This window comes from Streptomyces fractus (assembly GCF_049844455.1).
Lineage (GTDB): Bacteria > Actinomycetota > Actinomycetes > Streptomycetales > Streptomycetaceae > Streptomyces > Streptomyces fractus.
On the sequence record NZ_JBMYHI010000003.1, the window covers coordinates 26462 to 42513 of the forward strand.

The 16052-nt window shown below is 69.7% G+C and carries 17 protein-coding genes; 7 read left to right on the plus strand and 10 right to left on the minus strand.

The window, feature by feature from the left end:
* The first annotated feature begins 30 nt into the window (after positions 1 to 30).
* From ACP4E5_RS45655 to ACP4E5_RS45670, 4 genes are all read left to right on the plus strand, one after another.
* Positions 31 to 603, plus strand: coding sequence for a carboxymuconolactone decarboxylase family protein (locus ACP4E5_RS45655; protein ID WP_425842308.1), 573 nt, complete (start codon positions 31 to 33; stop codon positions 601 to 603).
* Entirely contained in the window at positions 600 to 1403 is an 804-nt protein-coding gene (locus ACP4E5_RS45660) for an SDR family NAD(P)-dependent oxidoreductase (protein ID WP_425842311.1), read from the plus strand. The genes ACP4E5_RS45655 and ACP4E5_RS45660 overlap by 4 nt, the downstream gene beginning before the upstream one ends.
* Positions 1404 to 1469: 66 nt before the next feature.
* Complete coding sequence (locus ACP4E5_RS45665; RefSeq protein ID WP_425842313.1) at positions 1470 to 2348, plus strand: amidohydrolase family protein; 879 nt, start codon at positions 1470 to 1472, stop codon at positions 2346 to 2348.
* 132 nt (positions 2349 to 2480) lie between these two features.
* Positions 2481 to 3245: an IclR family transcriptional regulator domain-containing protein gene (locus tag ACP4E5_RS45670; protein ID WP_425842316.1), complete on the plus strand. Its 765-nt coding sequence runs from the start codon at positions 2481 to 2483 to the stop codon at positions 3243 to 3245.
* Positions 3246 to 3619: 374 nt separating this feature from the next.
* On the opposite strand, the gene ACP4E5_RS45675 is transcribed toward ACP4E5_RS45670, so the two are convergent.
* From ACP4E5_RS45675 to ACP4E5_RS45690, 4 genes are all read right to left on the minus strand, one after another.
* A complete protein-coding gene (locus ACP4E5_RS45675; protein ID WP_425842319.1) occupies positions 3620 to 5095 on the minus strand; it encodes a UvrD-helicase domain-containing protein in 1476 nt (491 codons plus the stop codon).
* Positions 5092 to 5571: a hypothetical protein gene (locus ACP4E5_RS45680; protein WP_425842322.1), complete on the minus strand. Its 480-nt coding sequence runs from the start codon at positions 5569 to 5571 to the stop codon at positions 5092 to 5094. The genes ACP4E5_RS45675 and ACP4E5_RS45680 overlap by 4 nt, the downstream gene beginning before the upstream one ends.
* Entirely contained in the window at positions 5568 to 6389 is an 822-nt protein-coding gene (locus ACP4E5_RS45685; RefSeq protein ID WP_425842325.1) for a DUF6083 domain-containing protein, read from the minus strand. Before ACP4E5_RS45685 ends, ACP4E5_RS45680 begins: the two co-directional genes overlap by 4 nt.
* 169 nt (positions 6390 to 6558) lie before the next feature.
* Positions 6559 to 6822 carry a helix-turn-helix transcriptional regulator gene (locus ACP4E5_RS45690; RefSeq protein WP_425842328.1) on the minus strand — a complete coding sequence of 88 codons (264 nt, stop codon included), beginning with the start codon at positions 6820 to 6822 and terminating at the stop codon, positions 6559 to 6561.
* A gap of 132 nt (positions 6823 to 6954) precedes the next feature.
* Here ACP4E5_RS45690 and ACP4E5_RS45695 point away from each other — a divergent pair, with 132 nt between their 5' ends.
* Complete coding sequence (locus ACP4E5_RS45695; RefSeq protein WP_425842331.1) at positions 6955 to 8043, plus strand: hypothetical protein; 1089 nt, start codon at positions 6955 to 6957, stop codon at positions 8041 to 8043.
* Positions 8044 to 8470: 427 nt separating this feature from the next.
* Here ACP4E5_RS45695 and ACP4E5_RS45700 read toward each other — a convergent pair whose 3' ends face one another.
* From ACP4E5_RS45700 to ACP4E5_RS45710, 3 genes are read right to left on the minus strand one after another with little or no spacing between them, the layout of a single operon-like run.
* Positions 8471 to 9235 (minus strand): hypothetical protein, encoded by a 765-nt coding sequence (locus ACP4E5_RS45700; RefSeq protein WP_425842334.1) that lies wholly within the window; start codon positions 9233 to 9235, stop codon positions 8471 to 8473.
* Positions 9219 to 11456, minus strand: coding sequence for a hypothetical protein (locus ACP4E5_RS45705; protein WP_425842337.1), 2238 nt, complete (start codon positions 11454 to 11456; stop codon positions 9219 to 9221). Before ACP4E5_RS45705 ends, ACP4E5_RS45700 begins: the two co-directional genes overlap by 17 nt.
* Before the next feature lie 43 nt (positions 11457 to 11499).
* Positions 11500 to 12039, minus strand: coding sequence for a hypothetical protein (locus ACP4E5_RS45710; protein ID WP_026246429.1), 540 nt, complete (start codon positions 12037 to 12039; stop codon positions 11500 to 11502).
* A 930-nt stretch (positions 12040 to 12969) separates the two neighbouring features.
* On the opposite strand from ACP4E5_RS45710, the gene ACP4E5_RS45715 reads away from it, so the two are divergent.
* Entirely contained in the window at positions 12970 to 13272 is a 303-nt protein-coding gene (locus ACP4E5_RS45715) for a hypothetical protein (protein ID WP_425842339.1), read from the plus strand.
* 123 nt (positions 13273 to 13395) lie between these two features.
* On the opposite strand, the gene ACP4E5_RS45720 is transcribed toward ACP4E5_RS45715, so the two are convergent.
* The 3 genes from ACP4E5_RS45720 to ACP4E5_RS45730 form a co-directional block, all read right to left on the minus strand.
* The gene (locus ACP4E5_RS45720; protein ID WP_018533546.1) at positions 13396 to 13758 is read right to left on the minus strand and encodes a hypothetical protein; all 363 of its coding nucleotides are present in this window, start codon (positions 13756 to 13758) and stop codon (positions 13396 to 13398) included.
* A 115-nt stretch (positions 13759 to 13873) separates the two neighbouring features.
* Positions 13874 to 14176, minus strand: a complete 303-nt coding sequence (locus ACP4E5_RS45725) for a hypothetical protein (protein ID WP_425842374.1) — start codon at positions 14174 to 14176, stop codon at positions 13874 to 13876.
* Positions 14177 to 14184: 8 nt separating this feature from the next.
* Entirely contained in the window at positions 14185 to 14565 is a 381-nt protein-coding gene (locus tag ACP4E5_RS45730; protein ID WP_361471367.1) for a hypothetical protein, read from the minus strand.
* A 164-nt stretch (positions 14566 to 14729) separates the two neighbouring features.
* Between ACP4E5_RS45730 and ACP4E5_RS45735 the strand changes: the two genes are divergently transcribed.
* Positions 14730 to 15980 carry a hypothetical protein gene (locus ACP4E5_RS45735; RefSeq protein WP_425842343.1) on the plus strand — a complete coding sequence of 417 codons (1251 nt, stop codon included), beginning with the start codon at positions 14730 to 14732 and terminating at the stop codon, positions 15978 to 15980.
* Positions 15981 to 16052: the final 72 nt, after the last annotated feature.

Sequence of the window (16052 nt, forward strand, 5' to 3'; positions counted from 1 at the left end):
AGACCATGACGCGAAAGGAAAGTCGCACCAATGACACGCCTGGCCCCCCACAACGGCGACAGTGACGTCACCGAACGGATCCGTGAACGTCGAGGCGGTCGCCTCACTCCCCTGGACCTGATGCTGCTGCACAGCCCGCCCGTGGCCGACGGCTGGAACAGCCTGCTGGGTGCGATCCGCACCCAGGCTGAGCTTCCCGACGACCTGAGGGAGTTGGCCATCCTGCGCGTTGCGGCGCTCAACGGCGCCGCATACGAGTGGAACGCGCACGAGCCGGTCGCGCACCGGGCCGGGATGACCCCCGAGCAGACCGAGTCCCTGCGCGTCGACGCCGACCCCGCACTCGCCCCGCTCAGCGCCGTGCAGCACGCCGTCCTCGCCTACACCGACGCCATGACCCGGGCCATCGACGTCCCCGACGCCGTCTTCGAGATGGTGCGCGCACACTTCGACGACCGCCAGCTCGTCGAGCTCACTGCGACGATCGGCACCTACAACCTGGTCTCCCGGTTCCTCGTGGCCCTGCACGTCGGCCGCCCGGACGCCCATTCCGACACTTCCTCAGCCCCCGCAGCGGGCAACAAGAACGGAGCCGCAGCATGAGTGGTCGCCTTGCAGGCAAGGTCGCGATCGTCACCGGTGCAGGAAGTGCCGGCCCCGGCTGGGGCAACGGGCGCGCCACGGCTGTGATCTTCGCCCGCGAGGGCGCGAAGGTTCTGGTCGTGGACCGCGATGCCGCCCCGCTGGAGCCGACCTTGAAGATGATCGCCGACGAGGGCGGCACCGCCGTCGCGCGCACCTGCGACGTGACGGATTCTGTCGCGGTGGCGGGCATGGTCGAGGCGGCGCGCACAGCGTTCGGACGGGTCGACATCCTGGTCAACAATGTCGGCGGCTCCCGCCATGGCGGCCCCGTCGAACTGGACGAACAGGCCTGGCAGACGCAGCTCGACACGAACCTCTCCAGCGTGTACCTGGGCTGCAAGCACGTCATCCCGGTCATGCGTGAACAGGGTGACGGCGGTGCCATCGTGAACGTGGCGTCCACCTCCGGGCTGCGCTGGACCGGCTCTGCCCAGGTCGGATACGCCTCGGCGAAGGCGGGGGTCATCCAGCTGTCGAAGGTGGTGGCGGTGCAGCACGCCCCCGACCGCATCCGCGTGAACACGGTGGTGCCCGGCCAGCTCCACACCCCGATGGTGGAGGCCCGGCTCGCCGGGCAGCGTGCCGGCGGTGACGTGGACGCCCTGCTCGCCCAGCGCCAGTCGCGCATTCCGCTGGGCTTCATGGGGGACGGCAGGGACACCGCGCACGCCGCACTCTTCCTCGCCTCCGACGAGGCGCGATTCGTCACCGGCACCGAGCTGGTGGTGGATGGCGGCATGACCGCACGCTGCGACTGACCCCGCGCCATCCCCTGCAGGCAGTCCGCCGGGCTGCTGCGGAACGACAATGAGCTGGAACCGCCGATGAGTACACCGTCCAATCCCGGGCCGCATCCCGACCCGCACCCGCCGACGATCGCGCTGCCCGCCGGTGCGTGCGATGCCCACTGCCACATCTTCGGGCCCACCAACCGCTTCCCCTACGCCCCCGACCGCACCTTCACCCCGCCCGAGGCGCCGCTCGCCGACCTGGAGAAGCTGCATGGCCTGCTGGGCTTCAGCCGGGCGGTGATCGTCCAGTCGGCCGCGCACGGCGCCGACCACTCCTCCCTCGTAGCTGCGCTCGAGGAGGGCGCGGGCCGCTACCGGGGCGTGGCACTGGTCCGGCCGGACACCGCTCCGGCCGAGGTCGAGCGACTGCACGCGGCCGGAGTGCGGGGCACCCGGCTGCACTTCGCCTCGCATCTGGGTCCCCCGCCCTCGCCGGAGACGATCGCCGCCATCGTCGACCTGGTGCGCCCCTACGGGTGGCACATCGCGCTGCACGTCACCGGGGACGGTCTCGCCGAGCACGAGGAGGCCGTGCGCTCGCTGCCGCTGCAGGTCGTCATCGACCACATGGGACGGGTCGACCTGCAGCGGGGGCTCAACTCCCCGTCGGTGCAGGCTCTGCTCCGGCTGCTGGAGTCCGGGCGTACGTGGGTCAAGCTGAGCGGCGCCGACCGCCTGGCCACCGCGCCGCCGGACATGAGCGATTCCGCGCGGTTGGCCGGGCTGCTGCTGCGCAGCGCACCGGAACGCGTGGTGTGGGGAAGCGACTTCCCCCACCCGAACACCCACGGGTTCGTGCCCGACGACGGGGACCTGGTCGATCTGCTGGGTGTCATCGCGCCCCGTGAGGCCGATCGCAGGCGGCTCCTCGTCGACAATCCCTCGGAGTGCTTCGACTTCCCGCGCGTCTGATGCCAGTGGCCCCCGCGCATCGCGGCCCGAGCGCACGTTCGGGCCGCGGTACGCGGGGGCCGGGTAGATTGAGGGCTCAGCACAGGCGTCCGCCCCGGGCAGGGGCGGACCGACCAAGGGAAAGAGCCAGGAGTGTCACGGGAAGACCCGGATGTCATCGATTCCGTCGACAAGGCCTTCAAGATCATGATGGCTTTCTCCGCGGAGTACCCGGAACTGACCATCAGCCAGGCCTCCGCGATGACCGGATTCACCCGGGCCACCGTCCGCCGGGTGCTGCTCACCTTCACTCGGCTGGGTTTCGCGGTCCAGGAGGACCGCCGGTTCCGGCTGACCTCAAAGGTGATGCGCCTGGGCTACGGCTACCTCTCCGCGTCCCCGTGGTGGGAGTACGCGGAGCCGCACATGCGCAGCCTGTCGAACACCACACAGGAATCCTCGTCGCTCGCGACGCTGGACGGCGACGAGATCGTCTACCTGGCGCGCGTCCCGAGTCCGCGCAGCGTGGCCCTCACCCTGAACATCGGCTCGCGCCTGCCGGCCTACCCGACCTCGCTGGGCCGGGTCCTGCTGGCCGCGTTGCCGGACGCGGAACTCAACGCCTACCTCGCCGAGGCAGAGTTCAAGCCGCTCACGCCACACACCATCACGGACCCCGAGCTGCTGCGCGAGGCTTTGATGCAGGTACGCAGAGACGGGTTCGCCGTCATCGACGGCGAACGGGAGGAAGGGGTCCGGTCGATCGCGGCCCCCGTCCGCGACCGTCGCGGCGTGACCGCGGCCCTCAACATCTCGGTCAACGCCGCACGTATGTCGGCGGCAGACATGCGTACGCAATACGCGCCGCTGGTTCGCGAGCACGCCGACGCCATCTCGGCCTCGATAAGGCACCAGTAGGGTGGCCGCGATCACCAGGTTCCTGGTGATCGCGGCCACCGGCACGATGAGCATGCCCGTGGATGGGTCAGGCGAGCGTCGCGGCTTGGCTCTCCGAGATGTGCAGGGCGGAGACGAGTTCGCCGTGGAGCACATCGGTACCAGCACGTGCCCGTGGGGCCCCGGGCGCGGATACCGCCGCTCTCCATGACGATGACGGTGTCCGCGTCGATGACCCTGGACAGCCGGTGCGCGATCGTCACGACCGCGCCTTCGGCTGCCCGGATGCGGACGCAGTCGTGGATCACGGCACTGTGGCGGCAAAGGGCACCACCAGCCGCGATGGCGGCGGACGCAGAGCGGCCCCGGATGCGCCCTGCTCACCCAACGCTGGTTCAGCGGTGGTCTTGCAGCAAGGCCGTGCTCGAAGTGTCATCGGCCCAGGCAAGTCCCCCACGATCCAGACGGGAACGGGCGCGAGTAACGGCGACGTACGCAAGGCGGGCTTCGCCGTCATCGATGGGGGGCGATGCGGCAGGCGGCGGGGAATCGCCCCCGTCGGCCGAGACCCGCGGTTCGAAGTCATCGGCGATCTTCACCAAGGCCCATTCACGGCCTTTAGCCTTGTGAGCGGTGGAAACAGTGATATCGGCAGAATCTTCCGGTACAAGGCGGGCAACCGCGGCCAGGATGGCGTCGGGACCGTGAGCGTCGACGAGATCGACCAGCGGCTGCAGATCCCGGCCGCTGGGGTCGTGTGCGGCGTAGTCCTGCAAGTCGCCCCACGTGGTGAACAGCACCAGTTCCGGGTGGTGGGTGCGGCGTCCCTCTTTGAGGTCCTTGGCGGCCTGCGCCAGGGCGTTCAGGCTCTGGCCGCCGCCGGCCAGCGCGACGCGGAATCCGGCGGACATGAACTGCATGACCTGGGCCATGGCACCGACGTTGGTGCGGCACAGCACCGCATCCGGCCGCTGCACGGGGCCGAGTTCGGTGGGGACGGTGTCGGTGCCCCTCAGCCGGAGCGGGGCGCCGGCGAGGGCGAGCCAGCGGTTGGCCTCGGCGGCCAGGTCGGGACCGAAGCGGAACGACTGGGTGAGGGTGATGTGGGAGCCGTCGAAGCCGGCCATGACGTCTTTGGCACCGCGCCAGTGATAGATGGCCTGGGCGGAGTCGCCGACCATGACGAGCTGGGCGTGCTCGCGCTGGGCGAGAAAGACTTGTTCGACGACGGGGTTGGTGTCCTGTGCCTCGTCCAACAGGAGGAAGTCGGCGTCGATACGCGGCCGGGTCAGAGCCCAGATCTTGAGGTAGTGGTCGTGGTCGAAGCGGACCGCGCTGTCGTCGAAGTGCTGCAGGTCGATCCAGGCGCGCTGGGCGAACGGCACGAGGTGATCGGCAAGTTCGGCGTGATGACCGGGGTCCTCGAGGCCGCGCAGGCGCGGAACGTGGCGCTTGGTGAGGGTGGTGTCGGCGCTGTGACAGTAGTGGGCGACAGTACGCAGGGCGGCGTTGGACAGGGCGCGTTGGGAGATCTCTCGGCTGCCGATGCGCAGCGGTCTGGTCAGGCCAAGGGCCTGGCTGGTCACCCAGGCGGGGCGACGCGGGGCGTTGAGACGGCGGGTGTAGCGGTGGCCGACGGCGGCGAAGGCGAGAGCGTGGGCGGTCTTGCAGGTGACGGTCGAGGGGAAGCGGGTGCGGGCGTCGGCGGCAATGGTCCGGTTGTAGGCGAGGTAGCGGCCGCTGCGCGGGGTGCTGTGGGCGAGCAGGGCGAGGGTGCTGGTCTTGCCGGTGCCGGCGCCGGCCTGCAGGGACAGGTGCTCGCCGTTACTGAAGGCGTCGGCGGCGGCTGTCTGTTCGTCGGTGGGGTTCACTCGGTGGGTCCTTGGGGCGGGGTGAGGGCGTGGGCGACGGCGGCCAGGAGCCGGGCGGGCGTGGTGCCGTCGAGCAGGTGACGTACCGCTGTCTCGACGCGGTGGTCCTCCTGGCGGGCGTGGGCGGCCAGGGCGCGGTGCAGGGCGATTTCGAGGTGGCGGCTGGGCGCGTGCCCTGCGCGGCGGGCGGTCGCGCGCAGGGCGGAGTCCGCAGCCGGTGGGAGGCGGACGGTGAGCAGAAGCCGGCCGTACGCATCGGGGTAGTGCGTGGTGATCACGTCGATGGGCAGGTGGGCGTCGAGCCGGTGGCACAGTCGGCGGGCGGCCCGGCCGGGGCTGGAGGCACGGCAGACGGCCATGAGGCGGCGGCGTGTGGGGTCGGCGGCCAGAGGCCAGACCTGGGCGGCCCGTTGGAGTTCGCCGGGGGTCAGCGGCCGGGTGAGGGCGATCTCCAGCGCGTGGTGGCGGGTGGTCATGCCGGAGTGGGGGCGTCGGCGTGCGGGAGGCGGGTGCGGATGTGGGCGGCGTGCCGGTGTGGGGCGAAGACCTGCCAGCCGGTCGCCGTCAGGTCGGGGCGGGCGGTGGCGTGGTGGGGGCAGAGTTGGGCACGCCAGCGGTGCTGTTCACCGGTCGGGGCCCGGGTGAGGTCGTAGACGGCCAGGAGCCGGCTCGCCGCGGTGGCCGCTCCGTGTTCATGGCCGAGGGGCAGCAGCCGCCAGACTCCGGCCGGGGCCTGTGGGTTTAGCACCGGGTGCGGGCAGCGCCGGGAGCCCGGTTCGGGGCGGGCGGTGCAGCGGATGCGTTCGAGGGCATCGTCGGCGAGGTAGCGGCCCAGGAGGAGTTGGACCACCGGGCGCATCTCGGCAGGGGCGGAGGGGCGGGTGGGCGCGGCCCGTGGGGTGAAGGCGGCGGTGTCGATGAGGCGGCGGCTGCGCAGGGCGAGTTGGCGGCGCAGCTCGCCGAGTCGGCGGCCCGTGTCGGGGGGTGTGGTGCGGGCCGGGCACAGGGCGGTGTGCGGGATGCGGCACCAGGCCTGGCCGCCGGCGTGGGGGTGGGCGATGCCGCTGCTGAGGTGCCAGCGCCAGGACGCGGGCACGTGGGCGGTGGGCAGTTCGGCCGGGTGCAGGGCGATGTGCTGCTGGTGGCGGCGGGGGTGCCAGGCGACGGGGTTGCCGCAGCGGCGGCAGCGGCCGGTGCGCGGCAGGCCGCCGGTGCTGTGGAGGGTGGTGCAGGACAGGTGGCGCGGTCGGCGGGAGCCGGTATCCGGGGTTCGGGCGGTGGGGTGGGGGCGCATGGCCGCGACGGTGCCAGGCGGTTGCGGGCCGCGGCCACACATGGGTGGCAGGGGTACCGCGTTCGGCCCAACCCGGGGAAACGCCCGTTCGGTTGGCGAGCTGCCGTGCGCCCGCTGCTCGCTCTTTCGGGTGACACTGACCGGCCCCTTATAGGGCGGTCCAGGCACATCAGGACCGGGGGGTGCCGGGCGGGGTGTAGTCGGAGCACAGGGCGCCGAGCAGCTGGTCGAGGGGGACGTCGAAGGCGTGGGCGAGCGTGTGCCAGGTGGTGATGCTGCCGGTGGTGCGGCCGTGTTCCAGGTCGATGACGGTGCGGCGGGACAGGCCGGTGCGGCCGGCGAGTTCGTCGTAGGTCCACCCGCGTTCACCCCGCAGGCGCGCGAGCTCGATGCGCAGCGCGTTGAGGTCGGGGTCGGGCGGGAAGATCGTCACCCCACCATCCGATGGTGCAGACCTCTGCCCCGTCAGTGCAGAGATCTGCACTTTTTGCTAGTGAAGGGGTGACATTCGACGGCGCGAGGCCCGGGCCCGCGGCGCAGGACAGGAACGGAGACTGCGGGCCCAATGAGGCTCTTGACCCATGACACGGTGCAGCGGGTGTGGACGGTAGAGGTGCGCTCGCACCGGCACGGCCCGGTGCTGAGCTGCTCCCACTGCCCCTCGCCCGGTGAGGCGGTGGCCGCCGGTGGCGCGCGCAGGTCCGCACTGGCCCATCTGGCGCGGCATGCACGCAACGGGGCGCTGCCGGCACATCTGCGGACGTGCCAGTGCCGGGAGCGGGGCTGCAACTGGCACCGGCGCCTCCGTGGCTGTCATGGCCCGGTCCGGCTCGCTCTCACCGGAGAGGGCGGCGGCTTCCGCTGGCGTCTGGCCGACGTCTGCACCGCCTGCGCCGCCGTCACCGCCCATACCGCCCTTGTCCCCGAGGACACCCAGGGCCCCCGCGACAGCCGCCTGCCCCTCCGTACGGCCAGGCCGCCCCAGGATCGCGAATCCGCCCGCATCGATGCCCAGGCACGGGTGCGGGAGATGCTCGCCTATCTGGCCACCGCACTCCCCCGGTACTGCTCCCCCACGGCCCGGCTGCTGGCCCTGCAGTGCATCCTGCGCGCAAACGGTCACGGAGAAGCGAGCCTGCCCCACGGGCTGCTGCGCGGCATGCGGCTGCACCGGCACACGGAGCCGTGGGAGGAGCTGGAGTACACCGGCTGGCTGCAGCGCACTGTGGGCCGCGGTCCGGTGCAGGTCCGCCTCCTCGACCCGGCGGTGCAGACCCAGTCGCACCGCCCGCAGCGCGCCCGCGCAGCACACTGGGCCCTGCACCCCCTCTGCCGACCCGCCGTCCCGCGCGCGCTGCCCGGCGCCGTCCAGCTCGCTGCGCTCACCGTGGCCGCGCACACCCGCCCCGACGGAACCGGCACGGCCGAGATGGACCTCCTCATGCATCTGTGCGCACAGACGTCCCATCAGCTCAGCGATCTGCTCGACCAGTTGACCGCCTCGCGTCTGATCTCCTCCTGGCGCCGCACCCCGCCGGAGGCCGAGGTCACATGGCAACTGCCGTACTCCGGCCGGGCCACCGAGCGCACGTCCCCATCCACGGAGCCCGGCGGGGTGAAGGGGAGGCCGAGGGATCACTCAAGCTGCGCATGAGGGTTGACTCGATGGGCGGCACCTCTGGCACTCGAGCAGATCACACGAGTTGCGCCCGCCCTTCCCGCCGGAGGCCCGTCTCAGCGGTCCGGGCGGTGACGCAGCCGCGACGCCCTGCACGTCCCGTGGGTGTCCCTGGCATCCGTCCCCGCAGCACGCCGCACCTGGCCGGCCTTCGCTGCCGTGGGCGGATCCACGAGAAGGTCACCCGGCGGATGCCGAGCGCCCCTCGAAGTCCGAACCCCGGGTATGGCCTGCCTCTTCCGGGCCGCAACGGACGGATCCGGGACCTTCACCAACCGGCGTACCCGCCCTGACGGGCTCCGCCGGGATGGCTGCGCCGGTCCGGTCGGCCCGGTGCCGAGTCGGGCCGCTGCCACGAGGTCGGCACATGCCCCCGCACGCCCTCCCCCGCGGAGCCCTGAGCTCACGGCGCACGGGGAGCCGGCCTCTGGCCGTTCGTGCTCGCGAGGCCGGCTGCGGTGTGCTGCAACTGCTGGGCCAGATCGGGCTGGTCGTAGCGCAGGACGATCTGGGCGAGGCTTCGCACGAGGTTCTCGCGCTGGTCGGCGGCAAGATCGTGCACGAAGCTCTGCAGGACGTGTGCGACCTGGACCCAGGCGTTGTCCGGGGCGTAGGCCGTGATCTGGCGGGTGAGCTCCTCGAGGGTGTGGATGCTGTCCTTGGCGGAGTCGGGGTGTTGGGTGAGCCAGTAGGCCACGGCCAGCGTCGGTGTGGTGACGAGCTGTTCGTGGAGTTCTCGTGCCGCCTGCAGACGTTGGCGCTGGGCCTGTGCGTGCAGGGCCTCGTCGTATTGACGTCGTTGCAGTGCGGTGGCTGCGGCACGGTCCGGCTCGCTCACGGTGAGCCGGACGTCGGCCCACAGGAGGCGAACGGGAGTGTCCGCGAGGTCGTGGGCGGTCCCCAGCACGGTGTTGAGGTGGGCCTGTGCGGCGAGGACGTCGGTGAGCGGATAGGCGCCGGTGACGGGGCGGGCGAGGGTCAGGACGTGGTGCAGGGCCGCCTGGCCGGGGTTGTGGTGGGGGCGGGCGCTGGGTGTTTCCTCCCAGCGCCCCTCGAGGCGGGCGTCGAAGCGGTAGCCGGGCGTGCTGCTCGGCAGCGGGTGGCCGGTGGGGGTGAGAGGGCCGGTGCGCGGTGTTGGCCAGCCGGCAGGGTTAGCTCTGCGGCGCATGGGGCTCCGGCGGCGCGGCGGGATCCTGCTTCTGCAGGGCTGCGAGGTAGCGGTCGCGCAGGTGCAGTGCTTCTCCGACCTGGTGTGTGGGCGCCGGTGTGGGGGCCCAGCTGAAGAGAAGCTTTTGCATGGCGACGAGGCGGCTGCCGCTGTAGTAGGGGTCGTGGTCCGCGTGCACGGCCTGGCGGAAGATCTGCTCGATGGTGTCGGTCAGGGAAGGGTGTTCCAGGGCGGCCTGCATCCAGTGGCCGAAGGCCTCGATCACGCTGTGCGGCGGTTCGCCGTGCGTGGGCAGGGCGTTGCGCCACATGCCGGCGAGCCAGGTGAGGTCGCGGTCCGTGTCGGTCAGGAGAGAGGGGCCGGCGGGGCCGCGGCGTTGAGCGAGGTGGGCGAAGGTGTCGCGCGCGGCTTGCTGCTGAGACCGGTTCGTGGCGTCTGCCCACTGGCTAAGCTGCCTGCGGATGGCACGGCGTTGGCCGTCCTGGTCCCACAGGGTGTTCAGTGTCTGGCTGATGGTTTCGGTGACTTCGTCGCTGCGGGCGCCGTCGGCGGTGATGGTGGAGGAGGCCAGTTCGGTGAGGCGGCTGAGCATGCTGGTGGGGTGGACGTCGATCAGGCGGCGGCAGGCTCGTATGAGCACGATGGTGAAGGGGTCGCTGAGCGTTCCGGCTTCGCCTCGGGCCCATCTGCGCAGGGCGTTGCGCACGAGGGTTCCGGCGTGGTCGTCGAGGGCGGCCAGCACGAGCATGTCGCAGGCTGCCTGCTGTTGCGTGGTGGACCACTGCTCGCTGAGCTCTTTCAACAGCCGCACGGTGCGGTGCCGGGCGGTGTAGCGCACGGTCCAGTGGCTGACCCGCTGTGCGAGGAGGCGGGAGGCCTGGGCGTCCTCGAGGCTGCCGACTTGGGCGGCGGTCCAGGTGGTGAACTGCTTGAGCAGGTGGGGACGGTCGTCGAGGAAGTAATCGACGACCGCTTCGGCTTTGTTGTGGTGCCGAAAGCGGATCGTGCCGTTGGGCAGCAGATCGGCGTCGGCGGCGTCGGCCAGCGCGATGACACCCAGGCCCTTTTGGCCGGGGCGCGGGTCGGGGTCCTCGTCGAAGTCGGCGGCCAGGCTGGCGGAGGCCTCGTAGACGCTCTGCGAGGCCGCTCCCTCCAGGACCGCGGCCGTCAGCAGGAAGTTGCGGTAGTCGCTGTCCTGATACTCGTTGTGCCAGGCCAGGAGTGTGCTGCGCCAGTTCTCTGCCGCTTTGACGACGCTGCCTACGAGTCGGTCAATGTACTCCCGGTCATGGGCAGTTGCTGTGGTGAGCCGGCCCGCGTCGCGTTCGACCTCCTCGGTGGTGACGATGGCGCCGGCCCAGGCGGCGACCTGTCCCGGCAGCAGGTTCTTGATCCCTCCGGTGATGGCCGAGTGGTCGGTCCATGTGTCGTGGTCGATGAGGAGCGGAGCGGGTTCGAGGAGCTTGGCCAGGACCTCCGCGGGCGGCGGTCCGGCGACCTCGTGCACCAGGCCCTCCGCGCTCTGGCCGCACCTGGTCCAGGCGGTCGCGCTCATCAGCACGACGAGGAACGCCCCCTCGGGCAACTCGTTGCTGTCGTGATCGAGTTCACGGCCGAAGCCCGCGGGCGGCGCCTCGGCCCGCAGGTCCAGGATCCAGCCTGTGTGTTTCTCGGTCAGTCCGGCGACATCGAAAGGGGCACCGGGTTCTCGGCTGACCTGGCGGATGGTGTCACCCACCCGGTGCCGCAGCATCTGCAGTGCGGTGGTGAAGCGGCCGCTGCCGTCCGCGCCGGTCAGGACGACGATCCGCCGATCATCGAGGATCTTCGTGATCGCGGTCTCGTCGTCGGGGCGGGGGACATAGGTGCGCAGACAGTCGTCGATCTCTTTCCTGGTGAGCGGGATGCCGCGCAGCCTGTTGATGCTTCGCTGGATGAGCGTGCCGATCGCGAGCCCGTTGTTGGTGCCGATGCGCAGGAGCGAACGCCACGCGGCGTAGGACTCGGCACGTTCGGGCCGCAGGGCTGCATCGTCCGGGAAGCTCGCCAGTCCGGTGGGGGCGGGCGGGGCTGCTGTGCCCGACGGCGGACCGTCGGGGACGGGGGCCGGCGGCGGACCGTCGGGAGCGGGCGGATGTGCGGGGTCGACACCATGTTGGCCTGCAAGGTGTCCGTCGGCGGAGGGCGGCTGGTGCTGGTTCGATGAGGGTTCAGACGTCACGAAGGGCTCTCCTCGGGGCCGGCCGGGAACGGGGCGTGGCGGGTCAGCGAAAGGAGCCGGGGGTATTCCTCCCGTCCCGGATCCGGATCCCGACGACGTCGCCGGTCTCCTCGACCGTGGTGACGTCCTGGATGGATGTCAGGTGGCCGTTCGGGGTGTCGGCGTCGATCCCGGTCATCTTGCCGCGCACGGTCTCGCTCTTCTGACGTGCGTAGCTCCCTGAGGGCTCCCGGTCCTCTTCGCCCACGAACGTCAGGCGCTGTCCGTAGATTTCTTCGAGGACGCCGCGCAGCTCGCCCAGCAGGCGCAGCAACCCGGCGTCCGCGACGTCCACCGTCTGCGGGTGCTGCCGGTAAACGTGCAACAGGTCGCGCAGCCGGTCCAGATCACTGCGCCGGTGAGTGAGCTCGGTCTCGTCAGCGGCGAGCGGCAGGCTCAGTTCGCCGCGCAGGATGTGGCCGTCCAGCTCCGTCTCGGGTGCTGCGCGCCGGTTGAGCAGGTTGTCCAGGCGCTGGTAGAGGAACGTGAAGGTGGCCGGTAGTCCTGCGCCGAGCATGGTGGATAAGGCGCCGAGGTCTGTCATGAACTCCCCCTGGTATAGGACCGGTTTCGGCAATGCTTGAAATTCTCACCTGCCCGACGCGACCGAGATCAGCTGTCGGCAAAGATGACTGAAAGGTGGTCCACCCCGCCAGTCACACACGTTTCATCCGCCTCTTCCATCTCACCCGCGGGGCATTCCTTCGGGGGTCAGCCGACGTGGGGCGGCCGCGGTTCACCCCCTTTCCCCTCCTCTTTTTCCGCTCCCGTGCGCTGGGCGGGTAAGTCCGGTGCCGTGTGCCCCCACTGCCGGTAGACCAGCTCGTCCGGGTGCCTGGCCAGGCGCACCTGACGCCAGGCGGAGTCGAAGGAAATGCCGCGCCTGCTGCGGTAGACGGCCCATGCCGCCCTCCAGCTGGTAATCGGGGACAGCAGCACACGCCATGAATTGGAACTCATAGAGATCAGCGTCATAGCCGACTGACGGGCTGGGCGGCTGTTTTGAAGTAAACGGCCGCACTGGCCAGGATCACGATCAGAACAAGACGTTCACGCTCTGGCTCACAAGGTTCTTTACCGCCATGCGCATCCCGTGGAAAAGGATCCCTGGATTCGGGCCAGGAGCGATAAATCGCGTGCTCGAAGGGCCGGTCTCTCGGCGCGGGTTGCCCGTCGCAAGAGCGCAATTCAGTCCGTCTGTCGACGCTGTCCCACTGATTCCTCCGGAGCTTCGGGCTCCCGAACGTCACGCCCGGGGCTGCCGGCCCGTCACCGCACTTGCGGGTCGCGGGCGCCCGCTCGGCTCCCGGCTGCGTGAGGGTGCCCGGCGGGTCCGCCGTGTTCTCTTGTATCCGCGTGAACGTCGTGCATCGCCAGCCGCTCTCCGTAGGCTGCCACCGGCACCGCGGCCACGTCGGCACCGAACGGCACAGCGATGGGATGCGATGCCGCACGATCCTCTTCGGGGGGCACCTTGGTCTCGGGACGAGCTGTCGACCCGGAGGACGCCCGGCAGCTGATGGTGCGCAACGGATACCTGCCGACGACCGTGTTCCAGAAGGCAACGGCGCCTTGGCCCTGCATCTGTGACCGCTGTAAGGGGCTCCGCGGCGAGCAGTGGAGCGACGGCTACACGGAAACCGTGCTGCTTGAGGATCCGGCCCGCGGTCGGCCCTGGTCTCTTCTGACGCCCGTGGCGCTGTGGACGGACGTGGCGATGCTGACCGAACGGCTCGGGTTCGACCTCGACGAGCAGCGAGCGACGGACAGGACGTGATCACTGCTCCGTGACGGTCATGTCCAGGGCTGTAGGTTCTCACTTTCGATGTCAGGCGCCGGCGCTATGGCCTGGACGTTCCCCTCCAGTCTCACGACGTGTCGGCAGGCGGCTGTCTCAGATCTATGTCATTTCCTCAGACTGCCCAGCCGGCTGCGCCGGACCTAATGAGCCTGCATCGGCGGCCGTCCGTTCCATCCACTTCCGCACCTTCACTGCTTGCTCGATGCGGTTGACGATGTCCTTCTTGGACGCCGTGTCCAAGGTCTCCGGGATCTTGTCGAAGGTGTCGGGAAGGACGTCGAGGAGACCCCAAATCTCCTCGCCAATGCTGACGGTCAGCAGTTGCTGGCACCTCCATTGCAGCGGCACCTCGGGACGATGCGTGAGCCGCTGCACGAGTGTCGGGAACAGGTAGTGCGTCGCTTCTGTGGCGAGGTGCTCTCGTAGCCAGTCGACCGGGAGCCGCTGGCTGAAGCCATGCATGGCGGCCTCCTGGGCCAGGTCCAGGAGCTGAGCGGTGTCGACGGCTCGGACGGTGCGGGGAAGGGCCGGGGGGCATGTCGCGATGATGCCAAGAAGCCAGTGCGGCGCCGAGAGGTCAGCTGGGCCGGGATGCGATCTGCTGACGGGCAGGGCCCCAGACGTCCTCGAACTCCTCGAAGGTGAGTTGTTCGGGGTCGTGGCCTTCCCATTCCGAGACGGGCAGCTCGGCGGTGATCCCGAATCTGCTGTCGTAGTCACCGAGGCGGCCTGCGTCGCGGGCCCGCAGCCACTCGGCGAGGGAAGCGGCTGCGATCGGGATCAGCTCTGGCCCTTCGAGTTCGACCTGCCGGATCACCCAGCCTTCGGCGTCGACCTCGAAGTAGAACCAGATGTCTTCCTCGTCCCAGTAGCAGCGCATCCATGTGGTCACCAGGCCATGATGCCGGGCCAGAGGCGCCGCCCTACTCCGCTCTGCCTCATGACTGGGCGATGAATCCTGCGGATCGGTCGAGCTGGAAAGGGAACCGACCCAGGTTGGATCCCAGCCTTGATCCCGTCTCGAATGCTGGCAACAACGTGAGCCGGACGAATGGGCTCCGCCTCGACGCCCGCCCAGTTGCTGGGATGGGCCTGACCGCTGGTGACGATCAAGGTCATGCCCGGCTGGCTGCTGCTGGCCGCTTCAACTGCGTAGGTCAGCGGTGTCCAGCAGAGGCCCTGCATGTAGGAGAGCTTCCTGCGGATCCGCCAGCGGTACTCGATCCCGTCAACGGTTATGCGCCGGGAACCCTTCTTGTTCAGCGCCATCTTCGCCTCCTCCGCTGCGGAACTCTGCTGTGTACCGAACGTTGTCGCCAACAAGCGCCTTTCGGGACTACGGATGGGCTGATCAGCCCATAATCGGAGTCAGTGCCGAGCGACCCGGCACATCGCACCCGCCCCGGGTGCACTCACCGCGATCGGAGAGCCTCGTGAAGAACAGCCCGTTGTGGCGAGTGGTTGACAACGAGAGTGGTAGCCAGTCCATAGTCAGCACACCCTCCGAGGCGGTCGCGTTCGTCAACAGCCGGTTCGACACCGATGACGACGACGAGACGTTCAGCATCACCGAGGTCGGTCCTCTCCTTCCGAAGCCGCTCGGGGTCATCACCGCATGGGCCGCCGAGAAGGACGGCGAGCGAACCGACGGGCGTACTGCCCCGATCACCATCAGGCCGGTTGTTACGGACAACGCCGGCGAGTGCGATGACGTGGTGCTCTGGCGCGATGTGTACGTCTCCTGGGACCACGACATGTACACCGTCGAGGGGCCGGACGGCTCCGAGTACAGCGAGGCTTACAGCGCTGCCGAGTTGAGCGCGATCCTCGACGAGTACGCCGACGACTACGAGTACGCGCCTGAAGGGCCTGAAGGGCCGGACAGCCACAGGTGGCCGAAACCGGAGGAGTTGATCCCCTACGGCGCCCAGGAGTGTGCCAAGCGGTTCGGGCACCTCGACGACGACGCCCTGCTGTGGCTCGCTGCCACCCGCATCACGCTCGCGGTGTGGCGCAACACACCCGTCGAGAACTGGCATGCCGGGAAGAGCCCGCTCCACGACGGCACAATGATGCGGATCAACACGGCAACCACCCGACTCGTGCGCTCGATGCTGTCGTTCGAACATGTCGACTGGATCAGTCTCGGTCTCGCGATCGTCGACCCGTCCCGGGTTCTACCGACCGGGCAGTCTGTTCTCGAGCTCGGGCTGGCCTGCCATAACCCTGACGACCCGGCGCACAAGGCTGATCCGCGCGAAGAACTCGCGGAGATGGCACAGGACGCGATCGCTTGGGGGCGGGCGTACTGCCTTCGCGAGAAGACGTTCGGCCTGCGAACCCTGATCGAATTCTTCTGCGCGTCCGACAACGGCTGGTTCGGAACTCCGAGTTGGGGGCGCATCGTCGGTCGGTTCACTACGGCTGTCGACGACCGGGAGAATGCGCGCTGGAACGTGCACCGAGACAAGCCTTGGTTCGACGAATGGTTCACGAACCGCCCGGCCGACATCGCGGACACCACGGAACTCCGTCGGCTGCTCCATGCCGGGCCCGACCTGCTGTCCGAGGAGGCCGCCGAATGGTGCGTGGATGGTGGCATCGGTTTCGTCTGCGGGGACGACCACGCGAACGGCTGCTGGCGGTGCGGCATCCCGCTGGCAACGGAGTCCCCCAATGAGTGAACGTGGGCACCAGCGTAGAGAAGCAGCAGCCCACTGACCGCGCTCTCTCTTGTCTACTGCGACCTGCGAGTC

What these genes read in the sequence shown, in the direction of transcription:
- ACP4E5_RS45665 (WP_425842313.1), top strand. Translation starts at nt 1,470, where the DNA reads ATGAGTACACCGTCCAATCCCGGGCCGCATCCCGACCCGCACCCGCCG.
- ACP4E5_RS45680 (WP_425842322.1), bottom strand. Translation starts at nt 5,571, where the DNA reads ATGACCACCCGCCACCACGCGCTGGAGATCGCCCTCACCCGGCCGCTG.
- ACP4E5_RS45655 (WP_425842308.1), top strand. Translation starts at nt 31, where the DNA reads ATGACACGCCTGGCCCCCCACAACGGCGACAGTGACGTCACCGAACGG.
- ACP4E5_RS45695 (WP_425842331.1), top strand. Translation starts at nt 6,955, where the DNA reads ATGAGGCTCTTGACCCATGACACGGTGCAGCGGGTGTGGACGGTAGAG.
- ACP4E5_RS45700 (WP_425842334.1), bottom strand. Translation starts at nt 9,235, where the DNA reads ATGCGCCGCAGAGCTAACCCTGCCGGCTGGCCAACACCGCGCACCGGC.
- ACP4E5_RS45730 (WP_361471367.1), bottom strand. Translation starts at nt 14,565, where the DNA reads ATGGCGCTGAACAAGAAGGGTTCCCGGCGCATAACCGTTGACGGGATC.
- ACP4E5_RS45725 (WP_425842374.1), bottom strand. Translation starts at nt 14,176, where the DNA reads ATGCGCTGCTACTGGGACGAGGAAGACATCTGGTTCTACTTCGAGGTC.
- ACP4E5_RS45720 (WP_018533546.1), bottom strand. Translation starts at nt 13,758, where the DNA reads ATGCATGGCTTCAGCCAGCGGCTCCCGGTCGACTGGCTACGAGAGCAC.
- ACP4E5_RS45685 (WP_425842325.1), bottom strand. Translation starts at nt 6,389, where the DNA reads ATGCGCCCCCACCCCACCGCCCGAACCCCGGATACCGGCTCCCGCCGA.
- ACP4E5_RS45710 (WP_026246429.1), bottom strand. Translation starts at nt 12,039, where the DNA reads ATGACAGACCTCGGCGCCTTATCCACCATGCTCGGCGCAGGACTACCG.
- ACP4E5_RS45660 (WP_425842311.1), top strand. Translation starts at nt 600, where the DNA reads ATGAGTGGTCGCCTTGCAGGCAAGGTCGCGATCGTCACCGGTGCAGGA.